This is a genomic window from Umezawaea sp. (assembly GCF_057122925.1).
Window position 1 is genome coordinate 21755 of the sequence record NZ_DBNGPQ010000023.1, and the last position, 16250, is coordinate 38004.

Here is a 16250-nt window from a genome sequence, read left to right on the forward strand (position 1 = left end):
CATCTCGGAGTTACGTTGGGTTCACAAACACTGAACCCAACGTAACCCAATCAGTGAGGGGAGACAGTGTTGGCAAGTCCGCCGCCACCCCGTCCGAACACCAGTGGATTGATCTTCGCGGCCACGAGCTGGGGACTGTTCTGGGGAGGCTGGGCCGGGCTCCTGCCCGAGGTCAAGGACCAGATCGACGCCACCGACTCGGAGTTCGGACTCGCCCTCTTCGGCATCCCGTTCGGCGCTCTGCCCGCCATGGTCATCACCGGAAAACTCGTGTCTCGATTGCGCGAAAGGGCACTGCCGCTTGTACTTTTGGCCTTCGCCGTGGCGTGCGCGCTGCCGGGGTGGACGTACTCGCCGGTGACGTTCGCGGCCTCCCTCGTCTTGATTGGTGCGACGTCCGGGGCCATCGAGGTCGCCCTCAACGCGACCACCGCCGCGCACGAGGCGCGGGACGGCGTCAGGCTCTTCAACAAGGTCCACGCCGCCACCCCGCTCGCGATGGTGGTCGCCGCGCCCTCGGTCGGGCTCGCCCGGCAACTGGGGGCGTCGTCGCGGGAAGTCCTGCTGGTCATCGCCGTGCTGGTCCTGGTGAGCGCCTACCTCGCGGTCGACCGGTCCGGCTGGCGTTCGCAGTCCACTTCGGACTCCACGGTCCGCGCGCGGACCCTGACGCCCCTTTTGGTCTCCTTCGGCCTCGTCGCGGCGATCGTCCTCTTCATGGAGAACGCCGTGGAGCAGTGGGGTGCGATCCACCTGGAGCAGAACCTCGGCGCGGGTCCGCTGCTCGGCAGCGCCGCCCCCGCCGCGTACATGATCGGCCTGGCCGGTGGTCGGATGCTCGCCCAGTGGCAGGGAGAACGCTTCTCCGGCCTCACGGTGGTGGTGTTCGGCAGCGTCCTGGGCGCGTTCGGCCTGGTGCTGGCGGTGGTCACCGAACCGGCCGGTCTGCCCGCCGCGTTCGCGCTCGCCGGGTTCGCGCTGGCGGGGGTCGGGCTGGCACCCGCGGTGCCGACGCTGCTGGGCATGGCGGGCAAGTCCACCGACGACGCGGGCAGGCCCGCCGCGATCACCACCGTCACCACGATCTCCTACCTGGGCTTCCTCGGCAGCCCGCCGCTCGTCGGCCTGCTGGCCGCGAGCTGGGGGCTGTCCACCGCGTTCGCCGTGATCGCGGCGGGCGGCGTGGTGGTCGCCGTCGCCACCGCGCTGCTGCGCGTCCCGAAGCCCGAAGGAGTCGCCGGGTGAGGGCGCTGGTCGTCGGCAGCGGGTTCCTCGGCGCGGCGGTCGGGGCTCGGCTGCGCGCCCTCGACGTGGACCCCGTGGTGGCGTCCCGGCACCGGCCCGCCACGGCCACCTCGCGGGGCCTGCCGTGGCGGGAGCTGGACGTGCGCGACCCCGACGCCTGCCGCGAGGTCGTCGCCGACACGGACGCGCTGGTCGTCGTGCACGGCCCGTCGGACATCACCTGGTGCGAGCGGAACCCGGCCGAGACGGAGGCCGCGCACGCCGGTGGGGCGGCGAACGTCGCCGCCGCCTCCGACGGCCGTCCGGTGCTGCTGATCTCGACCGACAACGTCTTCGACGGCACCCGCCCCAGCAGCGCCGAGACCGACGAGGTCTCGCCCGCGAACGCCTACGGCAGGGCGAAGCTGGCGGCCGAGCGGACGCTGCTCGACACCGGGTCCGCGCTGGCGCTGCGGGTGAGCCTGGTCTACGGCTGGGAACCCGACGGCATCCGGCCGAACTTCTTCACCACCTGCGTCCGGTCGCTGCGCGACGGCAGCGGCGTCGACGTGCCGGACGACCACTGGAACACCCCGGTGCTGGTCGACGACGTGGCCGCGTGGACGGCGGCGCTGCTGCTCGCGGGCCGCACCGGGCTGCTGCACCTGGGCGGGCCCGAGCGGCTGACCCGGTACGCGTGGGCGCGGCGGATCGCGCTCGCGATCGGCGCGGACCCGGCGCTGGTGCGCTCCCAGCCCAGGGCCGAGGGGCACTACGCCAGCCGCCCGGTCAACGCCTGCCTGCACAGCACGAGGGCGCACGAACTCCCCGAACTGGCCGCTCTCGCTCCGCTGGGGGTGGACGCCGGAGCGGTCGTCCTGACCGAGAACGACGTCGTGGAGGACTGAGGACCGATGAGCAAGCACCTGTTCCTGGCCAGCAAGCGCGCGGTCGTCACGTACGCGCCCGACCCCGAGACCGGACTGCTCAAGGCGTGGCTGGCTCCCGGCGGCACCGGCAACGTCGTCGCCGAGCAGGCGGGCTACCTCGACGTGTCGTGGATCGTCAGCGCCGACACCGACGACGACCACCTCGCCTCCGAGCAGAACCCGGACGGGATCGTCACCGAACTCCCGTCCGGCCGCGAGATCACCGTGCACCCGCTGCGGCACGACCGCGAGACGTTCCGGGTCGTGCAGGACTTCCTCACCGCCGAACTCCTGTGGGCGGGCAACAACTACGGCTGGGACAAGTGGACGACGCCGACGTTCGGCGAGGAGACCCGGCAGGCGTGGCGGGCGTTCGACGAGTTCACCGAGGACTACGCCCGCGAGCTGCTGGCCCGCTCCGCCGACGTGGCCGACCCCGTCTACCTGGTGCACGACTACCAGCTCGTCCGCGTGCCCGCGCGGATCAGGGCGCGGCGGCCGGACGCGCCCATCCTGCACTTCGTGCACATCCCGTGGCCGTCGGCGGACTACTGGCGCATCCTGCCCAAGCCGATGCGCACGGGCATCATCGAGGGGATGCTCGCCTCCGACGTGATCGGCTTCTTCGCCGACCGCTGGTCGCGCAACTTCCTGGCGTGCGTGGAGGACCTGTTCCCGGACGCCGTGGTCGACCACGCCGCGAGCACCGTCACGTGGCGCGGCCGGACCTGCCGGGTGCGCACGCAGGTGCTCGGCTACAGCCCGGAGACGTTGCACCGCAGGAACTCCACCATGCCGGAGGGCATCGAGGAGTGGGCCGGTGACCACCGGCTGGTCGTCCACTCCGGACGCACGGACCCGATCAAGAACGGCTGGCGCGCGGTGCGGGCGTTCGTCGAGGCGGTCAAGGCGAACCCGGAACTCGCGGGCACGCGGATGCTGGTGCGGATGAACCCCAACCGCCTCTACGTCGAGGCGAACTCCGACTACGTGCGCCGGGTGGAGGAGGAGGTGGCCGCCGCCAACGCCGCACTGGGCGAGGACACCGTGCGCACCCACTGCGACAACGAGGTCAACCACAGCTTCGGCTGCTTCGAGCGGGCCGACCTGCTCGTCTTCAACTCCACCGTGGACGGCCAGAACCTGAGCGTGTTCGAGGCCCCGCTGGTCAACCGGCGGGACGCCGACGTGATCATGTCGGAGATGCTGGGCGCGGCCGAGGTGCTCTCGGAGGTGTGCCGCTCGGTCAACCCGTTCGACGTGTCCGAGCAGGCCGAGGCCATCGCGGCGGCCCTGCTGGCGTCGCCGGAGGAGCGGGCCGCGTCGGCGTCGAGGCGCCGCGAGGCCGCCGAACCGTGGACGCTGGAGCGCTGGGTCGACACCCAGCTCGGCAGCCTGGGCCTGCGCTGATGCACCCGGTCACCGGGGTCAACCCGAAGGACGACGCCTACTACGAGCTGGGCGACGTGCGGCTGGTGCGCGGCGAGGGCGTCCGCATGTGGGACTCCGAGGGGCGCGAGTACCTGGACTGCGTGTCGGGCACGTTCAACCTGGTGCTGGGGCACAACCACCCCGCCGTGATCGCGGCGATCAAGGGCCAGGCCGACGACCTGGTGTTCGCCAGCTCGTCGTTCCAGACCGACCCGACGAACCGGGTGATGCGGCAGCTGGTCGAGCTGACCCCGCCCAACCTCACGAAGGTCAACCTGCGCAGCTCCGGCGGGTCGACGGCGAACGAGGGCGCGATCAAGATCGCCCAGTGGCACACCGGGAAGCGGGACGTCATCGTCCCGTTCCGCGGGCACGTCGGGCAGACCGTCGCCGCCGCAGGGTGGAACGGCTCGGCGCGCATCCGGGCCCCGTTCCAGCAGCACATGCCGGGCGCGCTGCACGTGCCCGACCCGTACTGCCACCGCTGCTTCTACGCCCAGCGACCGGACAGCTGCGGGAAGCTGTGCGTCGACCGCATCGACGACTTCATCACCTACGCGTCGACCGGCAGCGTGGCCGCGATGATCATCGAGCCGATCAGCGGCGTCGGCGGCAACGTCGTCCCGCCACCGGGCTACCTCCAGCGGCTCAAGGAGTTCTGCGTCGAGCGGGACATCGTGCTGATCTTCGACGAGAACCAGACGGGCCTCGGCCGCACCGGCTCGCTGTTCGCCGCCGACCACTTCGGCGTGGCACCGAACATGATCACGGTCTCGAAGGGCCTCACCGGCAGCGGCCTGCCGCTCGCGGCGATCATCACCGAGGAGGACCTCGTCGGGATGCCGCGCAACCTGCACGGCTTCACCTACGGCAGCCACACGCTGTCCGCGGCCGCCGCCGTGGTGACGCTGGACATCGTGAAGCAGCCCGAGTTCCTGGCCAACGTCCGCGCCACCGGGCAGGTGCTCCTCGACCGGCTCACGGAGTTGAGGGAGCGCTTCGACCTCCTGGACGACGTCCGCGGCGTCGGGCTCATGCTCGGCGTCGAACTGGCCGAACCGGACGGGTCGAAGTCGCCCCGGCTGGCGACGGCGCTCAGCGCCGCCCTCGGCGACCTCGGGGTGATCACGCGGGTGTCCGAGCACGGCCTCGGCAACGTGATCGAGCTGCGGCCACCGCTGGTCCTCACCGTCGACGACGCCCACCTGATCGCCGACCGGTTCGCCGAAGCCCTGGAGACCGTGTGGACCAGCTCGCCGTCGCGCTGACCGCCGAAGGCCCCCGCCTGGTCCACGAACCGCCCGCGCGCGACGGGACGCCCGGCGTCCTGGTGCGCACCGAGCTGATGGGCGTGTGCCGCTCGGACCTCAAGGAGATCACCGGCGTGCGCGGCGGGCCGAGCCAGTTCGGCCACGAACTCGTCGGCGTGGTCGAGGACGGCGTCCTGCCCGTCGGCACGCGGGTCTGCCTCGACCCCAACGTCCCCGTCCGCAGGGGCAGCGGCTTCGCCCGCGCGCTCTGGGTGTCGGGCACCGAGGAGGACCTGGTCCGCGCGCTGCCCCGCGTGCCGGACGGGGTCGGCGCGCGGACGCTGGTGTTCGCCGAGCCCGCCGCGTGCGCCGCGCACTGCGTGGCGATGGCCGAACGGCACGCGGGTGCCCCGCCGCGCACGGTCACCGTGCTCGGCGCGGGCGTGGCGGGCGTGCTGATCGCCGGGCTGATGGACCTCGCGGGCGCGCGCGTGGCGCTGCGCAACCGGGGCCGCGACCGGCTGGACTTCCTGGCCGAACGGGGCGTGCTGCCCTCGGCGGTCGGTCGTGACGTCGAGCCGGACAGCCAGGACGTCGTGGTGGTCGCGACCAGCTTCGTGTTCCCGGACCTGCTGCGCGACGCGCTGGGCCTCGTGCGGCCCGGTGGGGTCGTGATGCTCTACGGCGGCACGAAGGCCGGTGACCGCCTGCCCGACCTCGACTGCGACCTCGACGCGGTGCGGCGCCGGGAGTCCGCGTGGCTCGCGGGCTGGCACGGCAAACCGGTCGTCGTCGGCGGCAGCTACGGCACCGGCCCCGCCGACTTCCCCCGTGCCGTGGCGGCGCTGGCGGGCGGCCTCGTCGTGGAGCCGCTGGTGACCGGTGAGGTGGCGCTGGCCGACCTGCCCGCGGAACTGGACCGGCTCGCCACCGACCGCGTGCTGGGCAAGGTGCTCGTGCGGCCCTAGGACCGGTCGACCTCGTGGTGGGTCCGGATGGTGCCGTGCTCGCCGACCTCGGCGGTCACCAGCCGCAGCCGCACCGGGGTCGCGCCGGGGGCGAGCGGTGGTCCGTCCACGACCGACGGCGTGCCGAGACCGCCCACCAGGGCGGGGACGGTGACGACGTGCAGCTCGTCGACGAGGTCCGCCCGCAGCAGCGCGCCGTTGAGGCCGCCGCCCGCCTCGGAGACGACGCACTCGACACCCAGCCGGTCGCGGAACGCGGTCAGCGCGGCGGCCAGGTCGACCCGGTCGTCACCCGCGACGAGGTACGGGATCGCCTCCCGGCGCAGGTGCGCGAGGTAGGGCAGCGGCGTGCTCCGGCAGGTGACGACCAGCAGGCTCGTCTCCGCGTCCCCCTTGTGGGTCCACGGAACCCGGCCCCGGCCGTCGACCACGGCGAACCACCGCGGCGTGCGGTGCGGGAGGAAGTCCGTCCGCAGCTCCTCGGCGGGCACCGACGTCGCGGGCAGCTCGCACGGGCCGTCGTCGTCGGCCACGAAGGTGCCGCTGCCCTCCAGCACGAGCGTCGGGCGGTGGCGGTCGACGGCCTCCGCCCGCCGGGCCAGCAGGTCGGCGGTGTCCGGCGGCCAGACGGCCCGCCACCGCCGGTTCGCGTCGTCGTCGAGCAGCCGCTCCGCGCGGCTGGGGGCGACCCGTCCGTCGGCGGTCGTGACGACCGAGACGACGACGCGGGGGCGGGTGCTGGTGCTGGGCATGGCGCGGACGGTAGCGCCGAACGGGTCCGCCCCGTCAGCGCTGGGCCAGCTCCAGCACCGCCACCAGACCGCGGTCGCGGGTCGCCGACCGCTCGCTGGGCAGCAGGTAGACCGGCATCCCGGCCCGCACGGCCGCGCCGTCCTTGACCGGGTCGTCGCCGACGTAGAGCACCGACCCCGGCTCCAGCCCGAGCTTGTCGCACGCCAGCGCGAACAGCGCGGGGTCGGGCTTCTCCACGCCGTGCTCGCACGACAGCACCACGGTGTCCAGCACGTCCAGCACGCCCGCGTCGGCCAGCGCGGGCCTGATGTCCCAGCCGATGTTGCTCACCACGCCGACGCGCACGCCGCGCTCGTGCAGCGCCGTGACCACCCGCGCGGTGTCGGGGTACGGCGTCCACGCCGCCGGGTCGGTGAGCGCCCGGTAGATCGCGCCGACGACCTCGGTGCTGTACGGACCCGCCTCGGCGATCAGGGTCGTCCACACGGCCCGGTGGCGCTCGCGGGACACGTCGCAGCCGCGGCGGGCCTCGATCCCCTCCGGGGAGTCCACGACGGACAGCACCCGCGTGATCGTGTCGTCGCCGATGGTCGCGCGAGCCGGGTCGAGCACGGACTTGTCGTCGAACAGGGTGCCGGAGAAGTCGAACAGGACTCCGCTGAACACGATGACGGCCTCCACTCGGTTTACCGGTGGGCTGCCCGGAACGCCACCCGTCGCAAACCGGTGGTCGGGGCGGAGTTTCCCGCCCCGACCACCGGTCCCGCCTACGCGGAGGCGATGGCGAACACGTGCAGGCCTCCGTTCGTGGGCAGTTCCACGCTCTTGAGCACCTTGCCCTCGGGCGCCGTGTACGTCCTCGTGGCGAAGATGTGGGTCACCACCTGCTCGCTGCCGCCGCCGATCTGGTTGCGGTACGGCGTCTTGGCCACGACGACGTTGCCGTAGGACGGGTTCTGCGAGCCGCCGCCGAGGGTCCAGTCGCTGAACCCGAGGTCGATCGGCGCGGTCGTGCCGTCGGTGAAGGTCACCGTGCCCGCCGCCGTGCGCGCGCCGCCCGCCGCCGCTCCGAGGAACGCGAGCCTCGTGCCGCCCACGTCGATGTCCTGCCCGGCGGCGACCACGTTGTCCGCGCGGTCCTCCGGCGAGTTCGGCCAGGTGAACGCGAGTCCGTCCACCGTGCCCGCACCGCCGGGGGTGAGCCCGGCCGCGGCGAGCGCCTGCCGCGAGTAGCTGTACCCGCCGCCGTCGAAGTCGGCCTCCTCCGAGCCCTTGTCGTCGGACACGCCGATGTTGTCCACCGCGGCCAGCATGCTGCCCGGCTCGGCCACCTTCACCGTCAGCGGCAGCACCACGGGCTCGGCGCCGGCGACGGTCACCGTGGCCGTGGCGGAGTAGAAGCCCTGCGGGGTGCCCGCCGCGGTGGAGACGGTGAACTTCGCGCCGGTGTCGTCGATCGGCACCGCGCCGCTCGACGGCGTGAAGACCAGCGCGCTGTCACCGGTGATCGCGTAGCCGACGGCGGGGTCCCCGTCGTAGAGCCGCTTCGCCAGCACGGCCGCCTCGATCGACCCGCCGGGCGCGAGCGTCGGGCTGGTCGGCGACACGGTCAGGTGGAACGGCTGGCTGTGGTCGATCGGCTGCTCGCCGTCGCGGAACGACGGTGGCGCGTCGGCCGGGTTCGAGCCCCACGCGGTGTTCGCGGTCGTGCCGAGCACGTAGTCGAGCCTGCCGCCGTTCCGCACGAACGACTCCGGCAGCCACGGCTTCGTGGACGCCCTGCCGTTCACCTTGAGCGACCGCACGTACGGCGCGTCGGCAGCGGCCCGCGGGGCCGTGATGGTGATGTCCCTGCCGCCGTCCCGGTCGACCTCGATCCTCGGGAACAGCGGGCTGCCGAGCACGAGTTCGGCGCGCGAGGGCACCAGCGGGTACATGCCCATCGCCGCGAACACGTACCACGACGACATCGCGCCGAGGTCGTCGTTGCCGGGGATGCCGCCGGTCTTGTCGCCCCACAGGGTGTTCACCGCCTGGCGGATCGTCTGCTGCGCCTTGTGCGGCTGACCGGTGTAGGAGTAGAGCCACGGCGAGCCGATCGACGGCTCGTTGTCGAGCGCCGCCTTGTCCGGGCCCGCGTTGCTCAACGCCCAGCTGCCGTCCGCCTGGTGGAAGAAGGTGTCCAGCCGCTGGTTGAACCGGTCCCGGCCGCCCATCGACTCGACCAGCCCGGCCACGTTGTGCGGCACCATCCACGTGTACTGGGCGCTGGTGCCCTCGACGAACCCGTTCTCCGTGCCGGGCGCGAAGTCGCGCACCCACGTGCCGTCGGCGTTGCGGTTGCGGACGTACCCGCCGGTGCCGTGCGCGACCGGGTCGAAGTTGTTCTGCCACCACTGGGAGCGCTCGGCGAACACCGCCGCGGTCGCCGGGTCGCCCACGTCCTTCGCGAGTTCGGACAGGGCGAAGTCGGCCGTGGACATCTCCAGCGTCTCGGCCGCGCCGCCCCAGGCGTTCGACACCGACGGCATGTAGTGCTTGTCCAGGTACTTGTCCAGCGACGGGCGCTGGCCGACCGACATGACCGCCCAGCCGTCGCGGCTCAGGTCCAGCGCCGTCGGCACGGTCGCGGCCTTGACCAGCGACGTCAGCGTCGACCGCACGTCGAAGTCGGTGCCGCCGAAGGCGTGGATGCCCGCGAGCGCGGGGGCGGACGGGTCGCCGTTCATCACGTGCGTGCCGCCGGAGGCGTGCGTCCACCGGTCCCAGACGCCGCCGTTCTGGTCGGCCTGGTTGAGCAGCGACCGCGCGATGTCCGAGCCGACGTCCGGCTCCAGCAGCGTGAGGAGCTGGAGCTGCGAGCGGTAGACGTCCCAGCCGGAGAAGGTGCCGTACTGGACCTCCTGCCCGCCGGACACCCGGTGCTTCTCGCCGTCCACGCCCCGGTACTCGCCGTTGACGTCGCTGAAGACGTTCGGGTGCAGCAGGGAGTGGTAGAGCGCGGTGTAGAACGTGGTCCGCTGATCGGCCGTGCCGCCGCCGACCCGGATGCGCCTGAGCTGCTCGTTCCACGCCTCCACCGCGCCGTCGCGGGTCTTCTCGTACGTCTGCCGCGGCGGGTTCTCCGCCTTCAGGTTCGCTTTGGCGTTGTCCAGGCTCACGTAGGAGATGCCGACCTTGACGTTCGTGGTCGGGCTCTTCGCCGTGTCGAACCCGATGTAGGCGCCGGACCCCTTGCCCACCAGCGGCCACCCGGCCGTGCCGTAGGTCGTCGCGCCGGTCGACGTGGTCGAGCCGGGCGTGACGACGTCGTCCTGCCACGTGCCGACCGACGTGAACGGCTGGTCGAACTGGGCGACGAAGTGCAGCGTGTAGTAGCTGCGCCTACCGACCTGGTTGATGTAGCCGCAGAAGTTGCCGCTGGTCACGGAGCCGGTGACGGTGCGCGTCGCCGCGTCGACGGTCACGTCCGACGCGGTGCTGCCGACCTCGGAGTTGGCCGTGCGGATCAGCACCGTGCCGGGCTCGTCGGCCGGGAACGTGAACCGCCCCGACCCGGTGCGCTGCGTCGCGGTCAGCTCCGCCTTCGCGCCCGAGTCGAGGCCGACGGTGTAGTGGCCCGCCTTGGCGACCTCGTTCTCGTGCTTGAACGTGCTGGAGTACACCGCGTCCGTGCCGTCGGAGGCGGGGGAGGTCGTCACCGCGCCGACGTGCGGGAAGAAGGGGATGTCGCCGGAGCCGCCCGCGCACCCGGTGCCGGACATGTGCGTCAGGCTGAACCCGCGCACCCTGTTCACGTCGTGGTGGTAGCCGCCCGGCGCCGCGGCGCGGGTGGCGTTGCCCCTGGACAGCTCCGGGCTCCACGCCAGCATGCCGAACGGCGCCACCGCACCGGGGAAGGTGTTGCCGAGGTTCGTCGTACCGATCAGGGGGTTGACGAGGGACGCGGGGTCTTCGGCCAGGGCCGCGGGGTCGCCGAGCGCGGCGGGAGCCGAGCAGACGCCCAGCACGAGCGTGGCCACGGCCACGGCGGTGGTCAGGACACCTCTTCGCTGCATGGACGCGGACCATACCCACGGTCACCGGTCAGCTCCAGACGGTGAGGGATTCTTGTCGTCAAGCGGACAAGGCCCTGGCGTAGGCGTCCGGGTCCGACGCTCCCTCCGTCGCCACGCAGAGCACCGAACGGCCCGGCGCGCCGCCCGCCCGCCACGCCGCCAGCGTCGCCGCCCCGCAGTCGCCGATGGTCAGCCCCGCGACCGCCAGGTCGCGCATCGCCCGCGCCGCTTGGACGTCCGTCACCGTGATCGTCCCGGTCAGACCGTGCAGCAGCGTCGGCCACGCCACCGCCGACGGCGTCGCGCAGTCCATGCCCGCCATGGTCGTGCCGGGCGTGTCCACGGCGGCCATCCGGCCCACGACGATCGACGCGGTCACGCACGCCGCGGTGGCCGGTTCGACCGCGACGACGGCCGTTCCCGGTCGCTCGTGGACGGCCCACCGCACCGCGGCCGCCGCCAGCGACCCGACCCCCGTCGGCACCAGCAGCACGTCCGCCGGCACGTCGATCTCCCGGAACAGGGTCGAGTAGCCGTCGATGACCCACTCGGGCGGGCCGGTGGCGGGCTCCAGCGCCGTGTCCGCGAGCAGCGCGGCGCCCGGCTCGGCCGCGTGCCGCTCCGCCAGCGCGACGGCGGCGTTGTAGTCGCCGTCCACCCGCACCACGTCCGCGCCCTCGGCGGCGATCAGGTCGGCCCGGCTCGCGCTCGTGACGACGGGCAGGTAGACCCGGCAGCCGAGCCCGCGCTGCGCCGCCACGCGGGCGACCGCGCGCCCGTGGTTGCCCGCGCTGGCCGTGACCAGCACGCGGGTGTCCGGGTGGGCGCGCACCGTGCGCTCGACCGCCCAGGACGCGCCGAGGATCTTGAACGCGGGCAGGCCGAACCGGTTCGACTCGTCCTTCAGCCGCACCCCGTCGACCGTGCGGATCGGCGAGGGCCGGTAGCCCGGCATCCCGCGGTGGAACGCCTGCACCTCCGGACCGGCGGGCGGCGGCACCGCGTCGGGGCGGAAGTGCGGGTTGGGCGTGAACGTCATCGGCAGAAGCCCTTCGCGGTGGCGAGGAGCGCGCGGGCGCACTCGACCGTCCCCCCGAGACCGACCCACTCGACCCCGGCGTGCGCGCCGTCGCCGGGAGGTCCGAAGAGGACGGTGGGGATGCCTGCCGCCGCGAGGAACGCCGAGTCGGCCCAGTAGGACGCGCCCGCCAGCTCCGCGGGCCTGCCCAGCGCCGCGCCGACCGCGGCCACCACCTCACCGACGAACCCGTGCTCCTCGTCGATCTCGAACGGCTCGCGCGACAGCGTGGTGCGGCTGGTCGCCGTCACGTCGCACGACGCCAGCAGGTCGGCGACGTCGCGTTCCACGTCGGCCACCGACTCGCCGGGCAGGGTGCGGCGCTCGATCGTCAGGACGCACAGGTCGGGCACGGTGGACTCCTCCCGGCCGCCGGTGATCAGCGACGCGTGCAGTGTGCCCGGTCCGAGCCTCGGGTGCTCGCGGGAGCGGAGCCGCTCGTTGAGCCGGTCCAGCGCCACCAGCACGGGACCGGTCCTGAGGATCGCGTCCTCGCCCAGGTGCGGGCGCGACCCGTGGGCGGCCTTGCCGACGACCCGGATCTCGGTCCAGACGAAGCCCTTGTGGGCGGTGACGACGGTCAGTTCGGTCGGCTCGCACACGATCGCGCCGTCGGCGGTGAGCCGGTCGAGCACCTGCTGGACGCCGAGGCTGGAGTGCTCCTCGTCGGACACCGCGGCCACCACCACCTCGCCGCCGATCCCGGCGCGGTCGGCTTCCCGGCACGCGATCAGCGCGGCGGCCAGCCCGGCCTTCATGTCGTAGGCGCCGCGGCCGTACAACCGGTCGCCGTCGACCCGCGCGCCCAACGGCTCGGCGTGCCCGACCGTGTCGAGGTGCCCGCACAGCAGCAGCGTCCTCCCCGTCCCGGTCCGGTTGGACCGCACGACCACGCTCGGCCGTCCCGGCGTCTCCTCGACGACCTCCACCCGCAGCCCGGCCCGCCGCGCCCAGTCCGCGACGAACCCCGCGATCTCACCCTCGCCCGCCGCGCCGGGGACCAGCGACGGGTTCACCGAGTCGATCTCCACCAGCCGGGCCACCAGGTCCACCACGTCTTGTTCCACACGTCCGATCCTGTTGGGCTTTCCGGTTAAGCACAAGCAATGGCTACTTCGCCACGGGTAAGCGATGCTTATCTGGTGGACCCCCGCCTGCTTGCCACCCTGGAAGCGGTCGTGCGCACCGGCTCGTTCGCCGCGGCGGCGGCCGAACTCGGCTACAGCGCCCCCGCGGTGTCCCAGCAGATCGCCGACCTGGAACGCCGAATAGGCCTCCGCGTGCTGGAACGCCGCCCCGTCCGCCCCACCCAGGCGGGCCAGGTCCTGCTGGAAGCCGAACTCCGCCTGCGCGCCGTGCTGGCCACCGCCGCCGTGGAGCTGGACGCCGTCCGCGACGGCAGCACCGGCCAGATCCGCCTGGGCGCGTTCGCCTCAGCCGCCGCCCACGTCGTCCCCGGCGCGCTGGCCCGCCTCGCGGGCGTGCCCATCGCCCTCTGCCAGGTCGAGACCGACGCCGCCTACACGGCCCTGGCACGCGGCGACCTGGACCTGGCCCTCACGTTCGACTACGCCCAGGACCCGACGCCGCTGCCCGCGGGCTTGCGCCGCAGGCTGGTCGTCCGCGAACCGGTGCTGGCCGTGCTGGCCGCCGACCACCCGCTGGCGTCCCGCCCGACCGTCGACCTGGCCGACCTGGCGGGCGACACCTGGGTGGCCGCCCCGCAGGCGTGCCTGCGCCTGGACGTCGTCCGCGAGTTGGCCGCAGTCCGCCCGGAGCTGCGCTTCGAGGGCGACGACTTCCACACCGTCATCGGCTTGGTGGAGGCAGGCCTGTGCGTCGCCCTGCTGCCCCGCCTGTCCCTGCGGCACTCGGCGGCGGCCGTGGTGGCCCGCCCCTTGACGGGCACCCCGCTGACCCGCGACGTGTACGCGACCAGGCTGGACACCAGGCGCACACCGCAGGTCGTCCTCACCCTGGAACGCCTGCTCCACGAGGAGGCGGCCCGCATCGACTACGGTCCTCTGCTGTGACCAGCATGTGGGGCTCGCCCGTAGCCGCGAAGTGGAGCCGTTCCCGCCGTGACCCGGCCCAGGTCCGGTTCCTGACGTTGGCGTCGCTGCGGTGGGTGCTCCGCCACCGCGCCTACACGCCCTGGTACCTGGTCCGGTACTGGCGCCTGCTGAAGTTCCGGGTCGCCAACCCGCACATCGTGCTGCGCGGCATGGTGTTCCTCGGCAAGAAGGTCGACATCCACTGCCGCCCCGGCTACGGGCGGCTGGAGATCGGCCGCTGGGTGCACATCGGCGACGGCAACGCGATCCGCTGCCACGAGGGCTCGCTGCGCATCGGCGACAAGGCCGTCTTCGGCAAGGACAACACCGTCAACTGCTACCTGGACGTCGAGATCGGCGCCGCCACCCTGGTCGCCGACTGGGTCTACATCTGCGACTTCGACCACGTGACGGCCGACATCACCCTGCCGATCAAGGACCAGGGGATCGTGAAGTCGCCGGTGCGCATCGGCCCGGACACCTGGCTGGGCACGAAGGTCACGATCACCCGCGGCAGCGTCATCGGCCGCGGGTGCGTCGTCGGCGCGCACGCCGTGGTGCGCGGTGAGGTGGCGGACTACAAGATCGCGGTGGGCATCCCGGCACGGGTGGTGCGGGACCGGCGCGAGGACTACGAGGCGGACGCGGTCCGCCGCGCGGCCGTGCGGGACATGGCCCGCAAGGCGGCCGAGGCGCTGGAGAAGGCCAAGAAGGCCTAGAGCCGCCCCTACCCGCGCGGCAGCAGGTAGGCCCGTGACGGGTCGACGTCCAGGCCCACCTTCGTCCCCTCCACCAGGAGCTGGTCCACGTCCGGGTCGGCCACCGAGACGAGCACGGTCCCGTGGTCCGTCTCCACCTCGTAGTCCACACCCGCCCCCAGGTACACCGCGCTGCGCACGATCCCGGTCCCGTTCTCGAACGTGGGCGTGACCGACACCGACTCCGGGCGGATCATCAGCACCGCCCCGCTCCCGGCCCCCCGGTGCGCGGCCACCACCAGTTCCCGCCCGAACACCTCCACGCGGGCCCGCTCGTCCCGCACCACGGCGTCGGGGACGGGGAGGAACGTCGCGCGCCCGATGAAGTTGCCCACGAACACCGACGCGGGCCGCGTGTAGACCTCGGCGGGCGCGGCGACCTGCTCGACGCGGCCCGCGTTCATCACCACGACCCGGTCGGACAGGCTCATCGCCTCGGCCTGGTCGTGCGTGACGTACAGGCTGGTGATGCCCATCCGCCGTTGCAGCAGCCGGATCTCCCGCCGCATCTGCTCCCGGAACTTCGCGTCCAGGTTGGACAGCGGCTCGTCGAACAGCAGCACGGACGGCCGCACCACCATCGCCCTGGCGAGCGCGACCCGCTGCTGCTGGCCGCCGGAGAGCTGGTGCGGGAACCGCTCGCCGAGCCCGGTGAGGTTCATGCTCGTCAACGCGATCTCGACGGCCTCCTCCAGCCGTTCGCGGCGGGTGCGGGCGATGCGCAGCCCGTAGGCGACGTTCTCGAACACCGACAGGTGCGGGAACAGGGCGTAGCTCTGGAACACCATCGCCATCGGCCGCTTGTTCGGCGGCAGCGGGAGCACGTCGGCGCCGTCCACCGACACACCGCCCGAGGTGGGGGTCTCGAACCCCGCGACCATCCGCAGGGTCGTGGTCTTCCCGCAGCCGGACGGGCCGAGCAGGGTCAGGAACTCGCCCGCCCGGACGTCCAGGCTGACCCCGTCCACGGCGGGGCGGGCGGTGGGATCGGTGTTCTCGTAGCGCTTCACGAGGTCGGTGAGCACGACGTGGCCCGCGTGGTGGTCGGCCATGGCCGTCTACTCCTTCACGGCGCCCACGAGCACGGGCGCGTCGGGGATCGGGGTGGCGCGTGCCGGTCGCCGGTCGCGCAGGGCCAGGCGCACCAGGCCGATCAGCGCGAGCACGATGGCCATCAGCACGCAGCAGTAGGCGAACGCGTTGCCGAACCGGCCCGCGTCGACCTCGGCGAGGATCTGCGAGGCCATGATCTTGGTGTCGGGGGTCGTGAGGAACACGATCGGCGACAGGGTCGTCATGGAGCGGGCGATGGCGAACGTCAGGCCCGCCAGCAGCGCGGGCCGGATCAGCGGCAGCGTGACCCGGCGGAACGTGGTCGAGTCGTCGGCCCCGAGGCTCGCCGACGCCTCGTCGATCGACGGGTGGATCTGGTGCAGGGAGCCCACCCCCGCCCGGACGGCCGCGGGCAGGCTGCGGACGACCAGCACGACCACGATGCCGACGGCGCCGCCGAGCACCGCCGCGCCGCCGACGAGCGACGGGACGACCGTGACGCCGCCGAGCAGGTTCTCCGAGCGGAACGCCAGCACGAAGCCGATCCCGAGCACGGTGCCGGGCACGGCGACGCCGAGCATCGCGACGAAGTCGAGCACGGGCCCGAACCGCGGCAGCTTCCGGACGACCAGGTAGGCGATCAGCACCCCGAGGAGCCCGGCCAGGGGAGCGGCGACCACCGCCATCACGGTCG

The 16250-nt window shown here is 73.0% G+C and carries 14 protein-coding genes; 7 read left to right on the plus strand and 7 right to left on the minus strand.

Going from position 1 to position 16250, the window contains the following annotated elements; all coding sequences use genetic code 11:
* Positions 1-108 precede the first annotated feature (108 nt).
* Genes AC156L_RS03530 through AC156L_RS03550 form a run of 5 tightly spaced genes read left to right on the plus strand, consistent with a single transcriptional unit; the run spans position 109 to position 5802 of the window.
* Positions 109-1245 carry an MFS transporter gene (locus tag AC156L_RS03530; RefSeq protein WP_330879896.1) on the plus strand — a complete coding sequence of 379 codons (1137 nt, stop codon included), beginning with the start codon at positions 109-111 and terminating at the stop codon, positions 1243-1245.
* Positions 1242-2132 (plus strand): SDR family oxidoreductase, encoded by an 891-nt coding sequence (locus AC156L_RS03535; protein ID WP_330879894.1) that lies wholly within the window; start codon positions 1242-1244, stop codon positions 2130-2132. Before AC156L_RS03530 ends, AC156L_RS03535 begins: the two co-directional genes overlap by 4 nt.
* Positions 2133-2138: 6 nt before the next feature.
* Complete coding sequence (locus AC156L_RS03540; RefSeq protein ID WP_330879892.1) at positions 2139-3563, plus strand: trehalose-6-phosphate synthase; 1425 nt, start codon at positions 2139-2141, stop codon at positions 3561-3563.
* The gene (locus AC156L_RS03545) at positions 3563-4852 is read left to right on the plus strand and encodes an aspartate aminotransferase family protein (RefSeq protein WP_330879890.1); all 1290 of its coding nucleotides are present in this window, start codon (positions 3563-3565) and stop codon (positions 4850-4852) included. The genes AC156L_RS03540 and AC156L_RS03545 overlap by 1 nt, the downstream gene beginning before the upstream one ends.
* Complete coding sequence (locus tag AC156L_RS03550) at positions 4828-5802, plus strand: alcohol dehydrogenase catalytic domain-containing protein (protein ID WP_330879888.1); 975 nt, start codon at positions 4828-4830, stop codon at positions 5800-5802. The genes AC156L_RS03545 and AC156L_RS03550 overlap by 25 nt, the downstream gene beginning before the upstream one ends.
* On the opposite strand, the gene AC156L_RS03555 is transcribed toward AC156L_RS03550, so the two are convergent.
* From AC156L_RS03555 to AC156L_RS03575, 5 genes are all read right to left on the minus strand, one after another.
* Positions 5799-6554 carry a RibD family protein gene (locus AC156L_RS03555; RefSeq protein WP_330879886.1) on the minus strand — a complete coding sequence of 252 codons (756 nt, stop codon included), beginning with the start codon at positions 6552-6554 and terminating at the stop codon, positions 5799-5801. The two genes, AC156L_RS03550 and AC156L_RS03555, sit on opposite strands and share 4 nt — an antisense overlap.
* A gap of 34 nt (positions 6555-6588) precedes the next feature.
* Entirely contained in the window at positions 6589-7221 is a 633-nt protein-coding gene (locus tag AC156L_RS03560) for an HAD family hydrolase (protein WP_330879884.1), read from the minus strand.
* Positions 7222-7322: 101 nt separating this feature from the next.
* Entirely contained in the window at positions 7323-10613 is a 3291-nt protein-coding gene (locus AC156L_RS03565; protein WP_330879883.1) for a GH92 family glycosyl hydrolase, read from the minus strand.
* A gap of 58 nt (positions 10614-10671) precedes the next feature.
* A complete protein-coding gene (locus AC156L_RS03570) occupies positions 10672-11652 on the minus strand; it encodes a pyridoxal-phosphate dependent enzyme (RefSeq protein ID WP_330879882.1) in 981 nt (326 codons plus the stop codon).
* On the minus strand, positions 11649-12758 hold the full coding sequence (locus AC156L_RS03575; protein ID WP_330879879.1) for a M20/M25/M40 family metallo-hydrolase: 1110 nt from the start codon (positions 12756-12758) through the stop codon (positions 11649-11651). Before AC156L_RS03575 ends, AC156L_RS03570 begins: the two co-directional genes overlap by 4 nt.
* A 75-nt stretch (positions 12759-12833) precedes the next feature.
* Between AC156L_RS03575 and AC156L_RS03580 the strand changes: the two genes are divergently transcribed.
* Together AC156L_RS03580 and AC156L_RS03585 are read left to right on the plus strand one after the other, a co-directional pair.
* Positions 12834-13724 carry a LysR family transcriptional regulator gene (locus AC156L_RS03580; RefSeq protein WP_330879877.1) on the plus strand — a complete coding sequence of 297 codons (891 nt, stop codon included), beginning with the start codon at positions 12834-12836 and terminating at the stop codon, positions 13722-13724.
* On the plus strand, positions 13721-14464 hold the full coding sequence (locus AC156L_RS03585) for an acyltransferase (protein ID WP_330879875.1): 744 nt from the start codon (positions 13721-13723) through the stop codon (positions 14462-14464). Before AC156L_RS03580 ends, AC156L_RS03585 begins: the two co-directional genes overlap by 4 nt.
* Before the next feature lie 8 nt (positions 14465-14472).
* Here the strand turns inward: AC156L_RS03585 and AC156L_RS03590 are convergent, their stop codons facing one another.
* Positions 14473-15555 (minus strand): ABC transporter ATP-binding protein, encoded by a 1083-nt coding sequence (locus AC156L_RS03590; RefSeq protein WP_330879873.1) that lies wholly within the window; start codon positions 15553-15555, stop codon positions 14473-14475.
* A gap of 6 nt (positions 15556-15561) precedes the next feature.
* A partial coding sequence (locus AC156L_RS03595; protein ID WP_484406584.1) for an ABC transporter permease occupies positions 15562-16250 on the minus strand: 689 nt, incomplete at its 5' end.

Excerpts from the sequence above, each read along its gene's own strand:
- AC156L_RS03545 (WP_330879890.1), top strand. The coding sequence starts at position 3,563 with ATGCACCCGGTCACCGGGGTCAACCCGAAGGACGACGCCTACTACGAG.
- AC156L_RS03540 (WP_330879892.1), top strand. The coding sequence starts at position 2,139 with ATGAGCAAGCACCTGTTCCTGGCCAGCAAGCGCGCGGTCGTCACGTAC.
- AC156L_RS03570 (WP_330879882.1), bottom strand. The coding sequence starts at position 11,652 with ATGACGTTCACGCCCAACCCGCACTTCCGCCCCGACGCGGTGCCGCCG.
- AC156L_RS03590 (WP_330879873.1), bottom strand. The coding sequence starts at position 15,555 with ATGGCCGACCACCACGCGGGCCACGTCGTGCTCACCGACCTCGTGAAG.
- AC156L_RS03555 (WP_330879886.1), bottom strand. The coding sequence starts at position 6,554 with ATGCCCAGCACCAGCACCCGCCCCCGCGTCGTCGTCTCGGTCGTCACG.
- AC156L_RS03565 (WP_330879883.1), bottom strand. The coding sequence starts at position 10,613 with ATGCAGCGAAGAGGTGTCCTGACCACCGCCGTGGCCGTGGCCACGCTC.